At 50.3% G+C, this 13150-nt stretch carries 16 protein-coding genes; 6 read left to right on the top strand and 10 right to left on the bottom strand.

Features of this window, described 5'->3' with window-relative positions; genetic code table 11:
• Nucleotide 1: 1 nt before the first annotated feature.
• Nucleotides 2-472 (bottom strand): hypothetical protein, encoded by a 471-nt coding sequence (locus ABXS88_RS05850; RefSeq protein WP_353674245.1) that lies wholly within the window; start codon nt 470-472, stop codon nt 2-4.
• A 132-nt stretch (nt 473-604) separates the two neighbouring features.
• Here ABXS88_RS05850 and infC point away from each other — a divergent pair, with 132 nt between their 5' ends.
• Nucleotides 605-1135 (top strand): translation initiation factor IF-3, encoded by a 531-nt coding sequence (infC, locus tag ABXS88_RS05845; RefSeq protein WP_353674244.1) that lies wholly within the window; start codon nt 605-607, stop codon nt 1133-1135.
• A gap of 57 nt (nt 1136-1192) precedes the next feature.
• The gene (locus ABXS88_RS05840) at nt 1193-2512 is read left to right on the top strand and encodes an ankyrin repeat domain-containing protein (RefSeq protein ID WP_353674243.1); all 1320 of its coding nucleotides are present in this window, start codon (nt 1193-1195) and stop codon (nt 2510-2512) included.
• Here ABXS88_RS05840 and ABXS88_RS05835 read toward each other — a convergent pair.
• The 3 genes from ABXS88_RS05835 to ABXS88_RS05825 form a co-directional block, all read right to left on the bottom strand.
• Nucleotides 2509-2970 (bottom strand): biopolymer transporter Tol, encoded by a 462-nt coding sequence (locus tag ABXS88_RS05835; RefSeq protein ID WP_353674242.1) that lies wholly within the window; start codon nt 2968-2970, stop codon nt 2509-2511. The two genes, ABXS88_RS05840 and ABXS88_RS05835, sit on opposite strands and share 4 nt — an antisense overlap.
• Before the next feature lie 109 nt (nt 2971-3079).
• Complete coding sequence (locus ABXS88_RS05830) at nt 3080-3928, bottom strand: Ycf66 family protein (RefSeq protein WP_353674241.1); 849 nt, start codon at nt 3926-3928, stop codon at nt 3080-3082.
• Between the two features lie 102 nt (nt 3929-4030).
• Nucleotides 4031-4153, bottom strand: a complete 123-nt coding sequence (locus ABXS88_RS05825; RefSeq protein WP_353674240.1) for a photosystem II reaction center X protein — start codon at nt 4151-4153, stop codon at nt 4031-4033.
• A gap of 387 nt (nt 4154-4540) precedes the next feature.
• On the opposite strand from ABXS88_RS05825, the gene ABXS88_RS05820 reads away from it, so the two are divergent.
• On the top strand, nt 4541-4717 hold the full coding sequence (locus tag ABXS88_RS05820; RefSeq protein WP_353674239.1) for a hypothetical protein: 177 nt from the start codon (nt 4541-4543) through the stop codon (nt 4715-4717).
• Between the two features lie 42 nt (nt 4718-4759).
• Here the strand turns inward: ABXS88_RS05820 and ABXS88_RS05815 are convergent, their stop codons facing one another.
• The 4 genes from ABXS88_RS05815 to ABXS88_RS05800 form a co-directional block, all read right to left on the bottom strand.
• Nucleotides 4760-5509, bottom strand: coding sequence for a DUF3887 domain-containing protein (locus tag ABXS88_RS05815; protein WP_353674238.1), 750 nt, complete (start codon nt 5507-5509; stop codon nt 4760-4762).
• A gap of 76 nt (nt 5510-5585) precedes the next feature.
• A complete protein-coding gene (locus ABXS88_RS05810) occupies nt 5586-6479 on the bottom strand; it encodes a DUF3747 domain-containing protein (protein WP_353674237.1) in 894 nt (297 codons plus the stop codon).
• A gap of 94 nt (nt 6480-6573) precedes the next feature.
• The gene (locus tag ABXS88_RS05805; protein ID WP_353674236.1) at nt 6574-7707 is read right to left on the bottom strand and encodes a hypothetical protein; all 1134 of its coding nucleotides are present in this window, start codon (nt 7705-7707) and stop codon (nt 6574-6576) included.
• Nucleotides 7688-8437, bottom strand: coding sequence for a 16S rRNA (uracil(1498)-N(3))-methyltransferase (locus tag ABXS88_RS05800; protein ID WP_353674235.1), 750 nt, complete (start codon nt 8435-8437; stop codon nt 7688-7690). Before ABXS88_RS05800 ends, ABXS88_RS05805 begins: the two co-directional genes overlap by 20 nt.
• A 160-nt stretch (nt 8438-8597) precedes the next feature.
• Here ABXS88_RS05800 and ABXS88_RS05795 point away from each other — a divergent pair, with 160 nt between their 5' ends.
• On the top strand, nt 8598-9584 hold the full coding sequence (locus tag ABXS88_RS05795) for a cysteine synthase A (RefSeq protein WP_353674234.1): 987 nt from the start codon (nt 8598-8600) through the stop codon (nt 9582-9584).
• Between the two features lie 13 nt (nt 9585-9597).
• Here the strand turns inward: ABXS88_RS05795 and ABXS88_RS05790 are convergent, their stop codons facing one another.
• Entirely contained in the window at nt 9598-9729 is a 132-nt protein-coding gene (locus ABXS88_RS05790) for a hypothetical protein (RefSeq protein WP_353674233.1), read from the bottom strand.
• Between the two features lie 460 nt (nt 9730-10189).
• Between ABXS88_RS05790 and ABXS88_RS05785 the strand changes: the two genes are divergently transcribed.
• Nucleotides 10190-11575 carry an ABC transporter substrate-binding protein gene (locus tag ABXS88_RS05785; RefSeq protein WP_353674232.1) on the top strand — a complete coding sequence of 462 codons (1386 nt, stop codon included), beginning with the start codon at nt 10190-10192 and terminating at the stop codon, nt 11573-11575.
• 15 nt (nt 11576-11590) lie between these two features.
• Nucleotides 11591-12607 carry a PDC sensor domain-containing protein gene (locus tag ABXS88_RS05780; RefSeq protein ID WP_353674231.1) on the top strand — a complete coding sequence of 339 codons (1017 nt, stop codon included), beginning with the start codon at nt 11591-11593 and terminating at the stop codon, nt 12605-12607.
• Nucleotides 12608-12637: 30 nt separating this feature from the next.
• Here the strand turns inward: ABXS88_RS05780 and ABXS88_RS05775 are convergent, their stop codons facing one another.
• Nucleotides 12638-13042, bottom strand: coding sequence for a PP2C family protein-serine/threonine phosphatase (locus ABXS88_RS05775; protein WP_353674230.1), 405 nt, complete (start codon nt 13040-13042; stop codon nt 12638-12640).
• Nucleotides 13043-13150 lie beyond the last annotated feature (108 nt).

Below are 13150 nucleotides of genomic sequence, written 5' to 3'. Positions count from 1 at the left end.
TCTAGTAGAAGTAAATGGCCCCTGTATTTTGCAGGTTAATCGTACGATGCCCCAAAAAGCTCGGTTCGGCCTTAGTAACCGTGACAATCACTTGATTGGTTGCTGTTTTCACCTCGGCCTGAAAACTTAGGGTAAAGGGTTTATCCGTAAAATCTGCATTGACGGGATAGACCATAATGTAGGCAGCGTTGCCGAACTCCCGCACAGTTTCCGAGGCCCCAATGGCGATGCGATGGGGGGCGGGCGACTCTAGGGTAGTGATGTCGTAGTCGAGTTCTACCCCCGATTTATTGATGATCTGGAGCGTCACCGCTTGGTTAGGGTTAAACCGTGCGACGGGTTGCCAAAAGCCGGGTCGAAAGGTCTCGGCTGGTGGGGTTTCGGCCTGGAGGGGCTGGCTGGGGATGAGGGGATAGGCCACCGTAACGAAACTGAGCAGAGAAGCAGAAGCAAGGCGTAGCAAATTCGTCATAATGGATCAGAAGTTAGAATGTAAACTGAAATTAAGACCGAACTTTTCCAAGACTCGGTAGAATAGCCTGAGAAACCCCAGTATTTTTCCTACCCTCTACCCTTTCGATTTCAAACATACAAGATAACACCTGTGATCGATAAAAGACGACCTCAACGCGATTTACCCAAAATTAACGAAAGAATTCGCTTTCCCGAAATACGAGTCATTGATAATGATGGCTCCCAGCTTGGTATCCTGACCCCCGAAGAGGCCCTCAAGGTGGCCGAGGAGCAGGAACTGGATTTGGTATTGGTCAGTGAAACCGCCAGTCCTCCTGTTTGCCGGATCATGGACTACGGCAAGTATAAGTTTGAACAAGAAAAAAAGGCCCGGGAAGCCAAGAAGAAACAGCACACGGCGGATGTCAAAGAAGTCAAAATGCGCTACAAAATTGACGAACATGACTATCAAGTCCGGGTCAACCAGGCCCAACGCTTTCTCAAGGCAGGGGATAAGGTTAAGGCCACCATCACCTTCCGCGGCCGCGAAATTCAGCATGCCCATCTAGCGGAGGAATTGCTCCAGCGCATGGCCAACGACCTCCAGAATGAGGCAGAAATTCAACAGGCCCCTAAGCGAGAAGGCCGCAATATGATGATGTTCCTCTCGCCCAAGAAATAGGTTTTTACCGCTTTATCGTCGAACCGAGCACTCGTGGGAGTGCTTTTTTTGTGCCCCTTGTCGGCTGTCCCCGGCCCCTGTACCATACAAGCAACCAAGGGAGTTAAGGGCGTGACGGAACCGGATTATCTATTTTTTCAGGCCATTCGGCAGGGCCAGTGGTCTCGGGTCAAGGAATATCTACAGCAAGGTATTAATCCAAATTGTGTTGATCCCCAGGGCAGAACGCCCCTGATGATCGCGGTAGTAGCGGGCCAGGGCCAAGGTGTGGAAATGCTGTTATCAGCGGGGGCCCGGGTTGATTTTAGTCCCCATCCCCACCAAACCACGCCCCTGATGTTAGCGGCGGCCTACGGACAAGCAAGTATTTTACCCCTGCTCCTACAAGCAGGAGCGGCAGTTAATCGCGGCAATATTGACCAGAGTACGGCCCTGATGATCGCGGCCTACCACGGTCATTTGGAGATTGCGGCCCAACTCCTCGCCGCCGGAGCCGAGGTCAACTGGCAAGACAAGGACGGAGAAACGGCCCTATCCGTGGCCCTGGGGCAAGACCAGATTCCGATGGTCGAAACCCTACTACAAGCCGGTGCGACGCTGAATCTAGGCCCCCAGTCAATCGACAATCTACTACTCCAGACGGTTCACCAGGGCCAGGAAAGCCTATTTCAACTTCTTGTGATCCATGGGGTCGAGTTAACCCTAGAGGCCTGGTTAACGGCCGCTAGCGAAAACCACCCCCTAATTCTGCAAGCCTTTATCGACCGGGGCTGGGATGTCAACGCTACGGATGACCAGGGGGAAACGGCCCTCCATTTGGCCTGCCTGGAAGGTCATCGGGCCATTGTTGATCGTCTGCTCCAGGCGGGGGCCAAGCTTAATTTGTTATCTGATTCTGGGGATTCTCCTCTGCTCCAGGCCCTGCGCCAAGGGGATCTGCCTTTAGTCGTCCATCTCCTTGAGAACGGGGCCGATCCTAATCTTGGCCAGGGAGACGACCGGCCCTTACTCACGGCATGTACGCTGGGTGAGGCAGAACTGGTTCGCCAACTCCTCCAGGCGGGGGCCGATCCTAATATGGTTTATCAAAATGGTCAATCGGCCCTGGCTTGGGTAGCCGACCAAGGCAACCCAGAACTGCTCGAGCTTCTGCTCCAGGCCGAAGCTAACGTCAATCAAGCCGACCCACGGGGAATTACCCCCTTGATGTGGGCTAGCTATCGGGGTCATCAGCCTATTGTGGAGCGGCTTTTACAAGTACCGGGGATTGACTTGCATTGTCAACATCAGGGAGGCTTAACGGCTCTGGCCCTGGCCGAAAATAATCATTTTTCTGGAATTGTGGCCTGTCTACGCCAAGCGGGAGCAAGGGCCTAGGGAGAAGGGCCAGGAACGGGCAGGCCATTGGGAACATCTAATTCAATGCCAGGCCCCCGGTCGAGGACTTCTATATCCCATTGCCCCCGGCGAGCCGTTTCAAAAACAACATAGCGGCCATCCGGGCTAATCTGGGGACTTCTGACCCAACTGCGGTAATTGAGGGTTAATAGATCAGTCCGTTTAGTTAAACGGTCGTAGAGGGCCACATCGGGACGGCCCCGCACACTGGACAGATAAACCAGATAGCGACCAGTTCGGCTTAAGCTAGGACTTTCGGCAATGATGTTGGCTTGATTCAGGCCAGGAAGCTCAATAAAACTGCGGCTTTCCAGGCTATAGACTAAAATCTCGCGGGTGCCATTGCGGTTAGAGACGAAGGCTAGCCAGCGACCATCTCCACTGAGACTAGGCTGTTCGTCATTAAAGCGGCTATTAAGGCTAGGGGTAAGGGGCAACTGCGATCCCCATTGACAACTGGTTAATGGCAATACTAGTCCCAGTACAATTCCCCAGAAAATGAACCGGACGCCGCCTAAACCTTGCTTAACCACGTTTTAGCTAGGGTTAATCCTGAGCAGGGGAATCTACTGGTGGCTCACTATTTTGGGAAGCCGTTCCCTCAGTCCAGGTATCTTGTTCGTCGGATTCGTCTAGCGGTTGATAGTCTACGTAGGCCGCAGGGGGTTCGTCATCGTAGCGAGAACTGGGCCGACTGGGAGCCTCTGGGCGGGGACGGCGGGGCCGAGCACTGGTGGGACTGGTGACATCACTATCCGGTCGCGGCCGACGGGGACGACGGGCTGAGGGTTGCTCATCCCACATATCTGCGCTTTCGTCCCAACTTTCGTAGGAATCCGTAGAGGGCTGGGGCGGGCGACGGTTGGAGGGCCGACGACTAGCGGGCCGGTCTGGGGTCTGGGGAGGACTACTGGGCCGACGGGAGCGGGGTGGCCGGGCCTCATCGGTGTTGGTATAATTGCTACTCCGATTAGGACGGGGTTCACTGTAGCCCCGGAGACGACGATTATTGCTGTAGTCTTCGTTTTCCTCGTAGGGTTCCAACTGGTCTAGCTCAGCCTCGGTGTAAACACGAGTTTTGCTCACCCGGCGGTCATCGGCGTAGGGGGTACTCCGCCGGGCCTGTTCCGTGGTAATACCGCGTAGTCGGATGGTTTCTACTGCAAAAAAGACCGTTGAACCCGCTAATAGCAATTGGCCAAACTGCAAAATCGGGTCTAGACGCCATCCCTGAAACAAAAGAATCAGCCCACACAGTAGGCCAACGGCGGAAAAAAAGATATCGTAATCCCGAGAAACCTCAGGACGCACGGAGCGTAAAAAGTAAAGTCCGGCCCCTGCCACCGCTAGACAGATTCCTAAAATACTGGCTGAGTTAAGCCCAAAATTAACCATTGACCTAGTGCTGGATGATTCGTTGCCCCTATGGTAACGAGTTTTTAGCCGATACTGACCAAGAAGCCTCACCCCAGCCTCAGACTAGAGCGAGGCCCGGCCTTAGACATTACGTTTGATTTTATCTTTCTGGCTAATAAAGATTAGAGCGCCAGTGATAGGAATTACCACAATCACAGCACCTAACACTAAACTCCAGAGAAAGTTAGCTAAAGAGGGGGTCATAGAGCTTTAACCTGTTGTATTTAATAGGCATCGTTGACTATTTTATCGGCTTTGCCTGCTCTTTTCTCGTTCCTCCACCAAAAAATAGCCAGAAAGCCGGGCGGGGGGCAACGAGAGAGTATCATTTTCGTTCTAAGCGCAACAGCCTCACTCCTCCTCCGCAGACAAGATTCAGTTTGACCCAAGACTACCATCGCATCCCCTCCACCGACTGGGTCTGTTCCTCTTTTCTTCAGGATTCCCTTGGGGCGTTGTGATAAAAATTCATGAAGAAAGTTAGCAAAACCTAAAGCTTGATTGCAGTTTTAGCCCATCAAGGCCCTCGCCCAAAAGAGGGATGGTAACTTGAAAAACATCCTTTTTTAAGATGCGTTTTTGTCGTTACCCATGTATAACAGCAATCCCAATAAAGATCTCCTCAATGCCGCGCTGGTTTCAGGCCTGGGGGCCGGCATTGTCACCTCCTTTGCGGTGGGCCAAGGCCAACATCCCCTTCTCGGTCTGGGTATTACCATTGTAGCGGCCCTCTGTGGGGTAGTCTGCCACCAATTCGACCTGTTTTAGTGCTGGGAAGCAACCGCTGGTCATCTCCCGAGGGCCAGCCAACTACTCTCGGGCAAAATCAACGCCAACAATGCGCCGAGTATTATCAAAAAAGAGAAAGAAATCCTGGCTCCGGTTCGCAAACTGAATCGTGGCAATCACCACGTCGGGAGACCCCAGTTGTCCGCCGGGTTTGATGTCAATCTTGGTTAGTTTTTGGAAGGCCCCGTTGGTCTGGAGCAGTTTTTCCCAATTCCCCTGAATTTGAGTTGGCAAGATCTCCGTCTTCAGCAGGGGACTTAAATAACCCCGGGCCTTACCGTAGTCCTTTTGAACAAGGGCATTGATAAAGTCCGTGACCACCGCGTCAATACTTTGGCCACTCGACCAACTCACGGCCACCAGGGCCTGTTGCTTGTTAAAGGTCAGCAGAATGTCTTCCGTCCGTCGTTGAAACTGCACGGATACCCGCACAATGTCAGCATTGATGACATCAATAACGCTGGAGCGTAAAACCCGTTGGTAACCGCCAGCTTCTTGGATCAGGTCTCGTTGCCAGATGGTCTGCAAACTTTCCGGTGTCCAATAGGCCTGGAGGTCTGGGCTAAGTAATTTGAGGGCCTGGCTATAGTTACTTTGACCGAGCAACGCTACAAATTTTTCTGCCTGTTGGGTGATTTTCTGTTGTTGGTCTGGGGTCAGGGCCTGGGCGATGGGAGCAGTTGAGGCTGGAGGGCGAGCCGCCAGCAAGGGCCCGTTAACCAACAGTAGACCTGTCGCTAAAATGAGTTTTGCAGTCAGGGAATAAGACACAGTCGTAAAGACACTCCTCGTGGATAGCAAGTTTTGGACAATGGGAGCAATTGAAGTGGCCCCGGACAGTAAGGGTCTAGAACTGACGAAAATCATTGACTGTCGGGCCTTTTGAGGTCGGTCGGGGGGATGTCGTTGTTGGAGATGGCCCTGGGCTGGAAACATTAGAGGCGTTCGGCGCCGGTGGCGGTAACGTTTCGGCCGTGGGCAACGCATTACTAGAACTTGTCGGCGGGGGCGTCGGAACGGGTTCTGTGGGAATAGAAACTGGTGAAGCAGGATTATTGGAGCTTACTGGCGGTGGAGCCGGTACCGGCTCACGGGGAGTAACTACTGGTGGGACTGTGGGGGCCGGCGTCGCAGTCGAGGGGGCAGGAGTTGATTGGACAGGAGTATTAAACAGGGCTGCTTGAGTGGTACTGAAGTAGAAATGTCCTAGGGGCTTGCCATTATAGGTACGCTTGGTAAATTGCCAGCCGGGGTTGAGTTGAATTTTCATAAAGCCGGCGGCCAGGCCTCGAGTACTGCCGATCACCAGTTCTGGGGCCTTACCCGTCCGGGAGGTGGCCAACAAAAGTAATTCATTGCCATGGGGAACAATACGAAGCAGATATTCTAGGCCGTAATCCTGCCCATCAATCCGAACAGAATAGCCATTGCTATCCGTAGAACGACGACAAATGCCCGTAAAGTCAAATTGGAGGAGGAGGGGATCCACCAGAACCGGGCCGGATACGTCCGCTTTTTCCTGCCAGCATTGGCGCTTATTCGGGATTTGTTCTAGTACCAGAAGATCGTACTTTGTAGTTTCCACACCGTAGGGACGAGCAATGGCAATCACCTGGGTCTGATCCAGGGCCGTTTCGGTGAACTGACTAGCCTGGGCCAAGGCACTCCCAGCCCCGACGGTCACACTGCTCAACGCCAGGGTCGCCCAGGCTAGCTTGGGTAAATTAAAGATCCACTTCATAAACTATTGACAAGAGGTAACAACTAGAGCAAACAAAGAAAATTCAGCTCGGTGTCAACGTACCATTGGGGCCCACTCTAACATGACCCTAGCCCTAGCCCGGTGGTTCCAGTCCAGCTTGGCAATTGCCCACTCTACGACAAAAGGCCAGACTGCTGTAGAGATGGAAGGCCTGATCCCAGAGAGTTTCTTCCCGCCGCAGAAAATGGATATGGGGGGTAATCAGTTTCAGGAGTTCGGGAAAATCCTTGGCCGTATCCGCAAAGGGATTAAAGTCTGACCAGACTGGCGACAGGGGTAAATGGTCTTGGAAATGTTGTTGGAGCGTCTGCCACTGTTCGTGGCTGGTGCTTTCCTGGGAGCGATTTTCGGGAGCTAGCAAAGAGACCCCCTGGTGAAATTCATAGACTTGGTCACAAAAGCGCAGAATAATATTGCGATTGAGGAGATGGAGGTCACAGATCTTGGCGTAATCGAGCACATCGGTGCGGCGCTCAATTTTGCCCCGCGTATTGACATTGACGTATTCTTCAAAAATGGGTAGCAGGCCTTCTACCCGCTGACCCACTTCCGACCATTGGAAATCGAACTGGCCCTGTTCTTCGTGGTTAATTCGATAAACGACTCGGGGATTAGGCTCGAGGGTTTCTAGGTAAAACACCGGCAAGACTTTCAGGGCCAGAATTTGGCTCACCGGAACACAAAAACTGGGAATTCCCCGCGCCTCACACTGCTGTTGATAGAAGGCCAGTTCCCCTAAGCCCCCCGTGCGATAGAGTCGCCAGGCCCGACTGGGAAGCTGTAGGCGAGCACTATAGGCGTCAATCTGCATAATCTCCGCGAATTGAGCGGCAACGGCCGGTTTATCCTCCGGTGGCACAATATCCAGCACAAAAATACCGGGCTGTTGATTTTCCGGTTCCTGACGCACTGCTTCTAGGGCCTGCTGGCGTTCTTGCTGGGCCTTGGCTTGGGCAAGATGTCGCTGTTGACTAATTCGGGTCAGGCCCTGGCGAATTTTAGCCGTGAGTTGGGGATTATTTACCTGGGGAAGGAGTTGGCGGTATTGCCCCTCGGCTTCGGTCAGATCCCCAATGGCCTCCGTCAGACGGGCCCGATAAAAAATAGCCCAAAGATTCTCGGCATCGGCCGCTTCTAGGTCTTGCAGGAGTTGCAGGGCCTCTTCGTACTGCTCCGTTTCAATCGCGTTAGCAATGGCTTGTAGCATGGTCTTGACCAGGGGAGGAATGGGTTTCCAGGAAAGCGGTGAATTGGGCCAGGGCCACGGTGGGGGCGGTAATGGCCCTTAAAATGCTGGGGCCCAGGGAAACGGGCTGAAAGTTTGCGGCCAGCAAATGGGTGATTTCTGTCTCTGTCCAGCCGCCTTCAGGCCCTGTGGCAATGACAACCTGCGCGGGGGGGGGAGTCGGCAGGGCCTGGAAAAAAGGCAGGCAGGCCCGCCGGGTAACGCAGAGGTAACGCGGGACCAAGGTGGGGGAAAGGGTGGCCAAGGCCTGGTCGAGGGAACAGGGGTCTAGGATGCGGGGAACCCATTGACGCTCGGCCTGTTCTGCCGCTTCTGTGGCGATGCGTTGCCAACGTTCTCGTTTATGGGGACTGGGACGAGGCAAGGTTCGTTCCGTCAGCAGAGGTTGCAGGACTTGTACCCCAAGCTCGGTACAGGGCCGAATAATTTCTTCAAAGCCATTGCCCTTGGGTAGGGCCACCCAGAGCGTGACCGCACAGGTGAGTTCTGAGCCGGCTTCAACCGTCTGGAGGAGTTGGACATGGTCGGGGGTCAGTTGGCCTAACCAGGTGCTTCCCTGGCCATCCATCAACAAGACGTGATCGCCATGGCGTAAACGCAGGACTCGCTGGACGTAGTGGGCCTGCTCAGGCGTTAGACAAACCCCTTCCGGCATTATCTGCTGCTGGTCAATGACGAGGCGATACACCATCCTACGTTTTTCCGAGGAAAATCTTGACTCCATTATCGGAGGCGCACGAAACAATCGTCGAGCGTATTCGGCAAAATTCCCCACCGGCAGATTACCCCGAGCAGATTAAGATGAGATCAACCAATGTTTACCTTCATCTCTTCTTTAACTTGTCCCTGGCATGGATATCAAAAACGGCTTTGTCGAAGCCATTGGCAATACTCCCCTGATTCGACTCAAAAGCGTTAGTGAGCAGACCGGTTGTGAAATCCTCGGTAAAGCAGAATTTCTGAATCCCGGTGGGTCAGTCAAAGACCGGGCAGCCCTGGAAATTATTGAAGAAGCAGAGCGCCAGGGCCAACTCAAGCCAGGGGGAACAGTGGTGGAAGGAACGGCAGGAAACACCGGTATTGGCCTGGCCCATATCTGCAATGCCAAGGGCTACCGTTGTTTGATTGTCATCCCTGAGACTCAATCCCAGGAAAAAATTGATCTGCTCCGCACTCTCGGGGCAGAAGTCCGTACCGTACCGGCGGTTCCCTACCGAGACCCTAATAATTACGTCAAACTATCGGGCCGCTTGGCCCAGGAACTCGACAATGCGATTTGGGCCAATCAATTCGACAATTTAGCGAATCGCCAGGCCCATTACAAAACCACTGGCCCGGAAATTTGGCAACAGACCGAGGGCCGAGTCGATGCTTGGGTGGCGGCCACCGGAACGGGGGGAACCTATGCCGGTGTGGCCCTCTACCTCAAGGAACAATCTCCCAAAATTAAATGTGTCGTGGCTGATCCCCTGGGCAGTGGCCTCTACAGCTATGTCAAAACTGGGGAAATTAAACTTGAGGGTAATTCCATTACCGAAGGTATTGGTAATAGCCGAGTGACGGCCAACATGGAGGACGCCCCCATCGATGATGCGATCCAAATCGATGATCCCGAGGCCCTGCGGGTGATTTACCAACTTCTCCAGCATGATGGTCTCTTTATGGGGGGGTCAGTGGGCATCAACGTCGGGGCGGCCCTGGCCCTTGCCAAGGAAATGGGGCCGGGCCATACCATTGTGACAGTGCTGTGCGATGGCGGAGCACGTTACCAATCTCGTCTCTACAATCCAGAATGGTTGGCCAGCAAGGGCCTGCAGATACCTGCAATTAACGCTTAATTGCTGACAAAGTTCACACCAGCAGGCCCTCCAATAGCGAGGGACTTGGTACCAGAAGAAAATTGCATTCCCCCGTTTCTCCTTCGTAGCAGACCACCACATAGCGCTCGATACGGGTCACATTGAAGTTATGAGCCTTCGCCATTTCCAGTCGTTAACGCTGAACCATTCGGGATCGAGGTGCGTGACCTATTGTTTCTAATTCAAGATTATTTTCAAAGAAAAAGTCTTGCCGGCGTTTAAAGTAATGGTCAAGAATGCCAATGATTGCACCATGAAGCCGGTTCTCCAAAACTTAGTAGCGGCTTAGTAGACATTGACCAATTCTCCAATAACAGTGTTATGATTCCTAGGAAAGTATGATTAAATGTATCAACTTGATACGGTATCAAGCGTTTTTATCACCAAGCACTAGATTTTGTACTGACATGCTAGTCTTAAGGGATTTTGGGAATAATCCAGCTCTTTATGAAGAGGTTCTTAAGAAATATTAAAAAGTATTAAAAGTAGATTTACAGATATTTTAAGCAAAGAAAATTATTTAAAAATATTGTCTACTAATCAAGATCCAAGTTATTCTTTGATTATTGTCATTTCAGCTTCTAGTGGAAGTTTCCTACAATCCTGTGTATAGAGTAACAATTTTTCTCTCGGTGATTCTTGGTTTAACGTTAAGCGGATGCGATGTCAATCCCCTCGCGAATCGTTTGACACCTTCGCAGGATCAAGCTCTACAAGTTTGGTGGAGTGAGGGCTACTATCCTGAGGAAACAGAGGCTATTCAAACAACGGTTCAAGCCTGGCAAAAAAAGACAAACAATAAAGTTAAATTAACCTTCTTTAGCGAGAAGGATCTACTCGAACAGGCCCGGAATAATATCAAAACGGGTACTCCCCCAGATATCATATATGGATATAGTATCGATTTGATTTTACTGCCTCAATTAGCCTGGCAAGGTAAGCTAGCAGACACAAGCAGTATCATTGAACCCATTAAGCAGGAATATAGCCCACAAGCCCTCCAGAGCGTTCTTTATTTTAATGCGAAAGACAAAAAGCGCTCTTATTATGCTGTTCCTATCTCCCAACAAACGACGCATATTCATTATTGGAAAGATCTTCTAGAGCAATCCGGGGGAAACCCAAAACAAATTCCCCAACAATGGTCTGCCTTTTGGCAATCCTGGGAAACCGCCCAAGATAGCCTACGAAAGCAAGGGATGAAAGAACTGTATGCCCTCGGCCTTCCTATGTCTGTAGCCGCAACGGATACCTTTACCGTATTCGAGCAATTTTTAGAAGCCTATAATGTGCAGATTCTTAATAGTAATGGGAGCTTGCAAATCGATAAACCGGAAGTTCGGGATGGTCTGATTAAAGCACTGACGGCTTATACAACGCCCTATCTCAAAAAGTATGTTCCCCCCAAAGCAGTCGACTGGACAGATCCAGACAATAACATTAATTTTCTAAGTAATTTAACGCTAATGACAGCCAATGCAAGTTTGTCTATTCCGGGCTCTCAACGTGGCGATGACATCAATTATTTGGAACGGATGCGAACAATTCCGTGGCCGAATAAGCCAAGTAACGAACCCATGCGCTATGTGGTATCTACCAAGCAAGTGGCTATTTTTCAACAAACACCCCATTTAGAGGAGGCAAAAAGCTTAGTGAGTTTCCTCGTTAAGCCCCAGAACTTGGCGTCTTATGTTGAAGGCGCCCAGGGACGTTTTTTTCCAGTCATGCCTAGCATCACCAAACGTCCTTTTTGGCAAAATCCTAAGGATATCCATGTTACCGCCGCTGCTAAACAATTCAAAAATACTCGCCCTTCTTATGTTGTTCTGAATGCTGCTTACAGTGAAGTATTAGCTCAAAATGTATGGGGAGAAGCAATACGGTCTATTGTGGTCGACAAAGTTTCTCCACAAAAAGCAGCTGATGCGGCTATTGAAAAAATAACTAATATCTTTGCTCAGTGGAAGTAGGTCATTTTAGCGGTTATGAATCGACGACAAAGAATACTGACTGTATTGCTTTTACTTGCCCTACTCATTGTGAGTCTCAGTTCTTTCGCTGTGTATTTTCAGGAACGACAGGCTCAGGTCGCTCCCACTATCACGAAGTTAGAAGTGATTGCAGACATGAAATCCAAAGAATTACAGCAGTGGTTTCAATCACTACTAGGAGGGATTGTTAAAGACTTAGAGAATGAAGCAATTATTAGTGATGCAGTCACGCTTCTCAAAGTTCGGATTAATATTAAGCCGGAGTATCAGCAGGCCTATAAAAGACTGAAAAGTCGTTTTAGTAAGCTCGATCCTAAGCGTCTAAATATTTCTATCTTGAGCAACAATGGTATTGTTATTTTCTCAACGGACAAACAGCAGGAGGGTAACTATCAACCCTTGCAAAATACGACAACTTATTTCACCCTTGATGCAATTCAGCAGGTTACGCCTAATTTATACGAGTCAACCCTAACTCGAAAGCCGATGATCACCCTAGCTGCTCCTCTCAACACGGTAGAAGGAAAACGCATGGGGGCCCTAGCCATTGATGTTAATCTAGAAGATCTCGATCGCCTAATCCGCCACCCTGTTGTTAGCAAGAGTTCTACGGAGCAAATCAAGAGTCAGATTACAGAAAGCTATATTGTGGGTCGGATATCTTCAGTATCTAATGCATTTCTGACAGTGGCTAACCGGTCCGTTACTGCATCCAACAATAATGGTTTGAGCAACGAAAGTGTGAATAGTCTAGGCATTGATCAAGCAATTCAAGGACAACAAGGTTCGGGTTTATATTTAAACTATAACCAGATTCCCGTCGTAGGTGTGTACCGATGGTTACCCCAATATCGTCTAGCACTTCTAGTTGAAGTGGCCCAATCAGAAGTATTTGCTGGTGCGACAAAACTAGCCCGACAAATCTTTTTTGGAGGAGTAATGGGGAGTTTGATTCTTATTATTATACTGCTATGGTTCGGTGATCGAGGTAATTTCCTATTGCAAAAATAATTCTCTGTAATCAGTAATGAAATAGATGAATTATGACCGTCTAGTTACCAGTAATGTGATGTCATCAAATTGCTCAGCTTCCCCAATATGATCAAGAACTTGCTGAGTAATATAGTCTAGGGTCGCTTTAGCGGATAACTGGGGCTTTTCTAGAGCAGCAATTAAACGTTCTGGCTTAAAAAATTCGCCAGTGGAAGACTTCGCTTCAGGAACACCATCGGTATAAATCACTAAAGTATCCTCAGGATTAAGTACGGTTTGTTGCACTTTGAAGGGAAGGTCTGGCAACATACCTACAGCTGGCCCAGTTGACTTGAGGGTTTGTTGAATTTGATGATCTCGGTTTAACACAAATGCAGGTTCGTGACCCCCGTTGATATAGTGCAAGACCCCAGACTCCAAATCTAGCATTCCAAAAAATAGGGTGGCAAACATCCCCGTATCTCCGTGATTGAGGGCAACGTAGTTGTTGACTAAACGAACAGCATCTAGGGCTTGAAGCGGATAGTTAGCTAGTAAATCGTTGGACGATAGCTTATTTTT

Origin of the sequence: Synechocystis sp. LKSZ1, assembly GCF_040436315.1 — a bacterium.
Classification (GTDB): domain Bacteria; phylum Cyanobacteriota; class Cyanobacteriia; order Cyanobacteriales; family Microcystaceae; genus Synechocystis.
The sequence above is the reverse complement of the archived record's forward strand: the minus strand, read 5'-3'. Positions and strand labels throughout refer to the sequence as shown.

Coding starts and splice junctions, on each gene's coding strand:
- ABXS88_RS05820 (WP_353674239.1), top strand. CDS start 4,541: ATGTATAACAGCAATCCCAATAAAGATCTCCTCAATGCCGCGCTGGTT.
- ABXS88_RS05790 (WP_353674233.1), bottom strand. CDS start 9,729: ATGGCGAAGGCTCATAACTTCAATGTGACCCGTATCGAGCGCTATGTG.
- ABXS88_RS05780 (WP_353674231.1), top strand. CDS start 11,591: ATGAATCGACGACAAAGAATACTGACTGTATTGCTTTTACTTGCCCTA.
- ABXS88_RS05830 (WP_353674241.1), bottom strand. CDS start 3,928: ATGGTTAATTTTGGGCTTAACTCAGCCAGTATTTTAGGAATCTGTCTA.
- ABXS88_RS05825 (WP_353674240.1), bottom strand. CDS start 4,153: ATGACCCCCTCTTTAGCTAACTTTCTCTGGAGTTTAGTGTTAGGTGCT.
- ABXS88_RS05805 (WP_353674236.1), bottom strand. CDS start 7,707: ATGCTACAAGCCATTGCTAACGCGATTGAAACGGAGCAGTACGAAGAG.
- ABXS88_RS05775 (WP_353674230.1), bottom strand. CDS start 13,042: ATGTTTGCCACCCTATTTTTTGGAATGCTAGATTTGGAGTCTGGGGTC.
- ABXS88_RS05850 (WP_353674245.1), bottom strand. CDS start 472: ATGACGAATTTGCTACGCCTTGCTTCTGCTTCTCTGCTCAGTTTCGTT.
- ABXS88_RS05795 (WP_353674234.1), top strand. CDS start 8,598: ATGGATATCAAAAACGGCTTTGTCGAAGCCATTGGCAATACTCCCCTG.
- ABXS88_RS05810 (WP_353674237.1), bottom strand. CDS start 6,479: ATGAAGTGGATCTTTAATTTACCCAAGCTAGCCTGGGCGACCCTGGCG.
- ABXS88_RS05800 (WP_353674235.1), bottom strand. CDS start 8,437: ATGGTGTATCGCCTCGTCATTGACCAGCAGCAGATAATGCCGGAAGGG.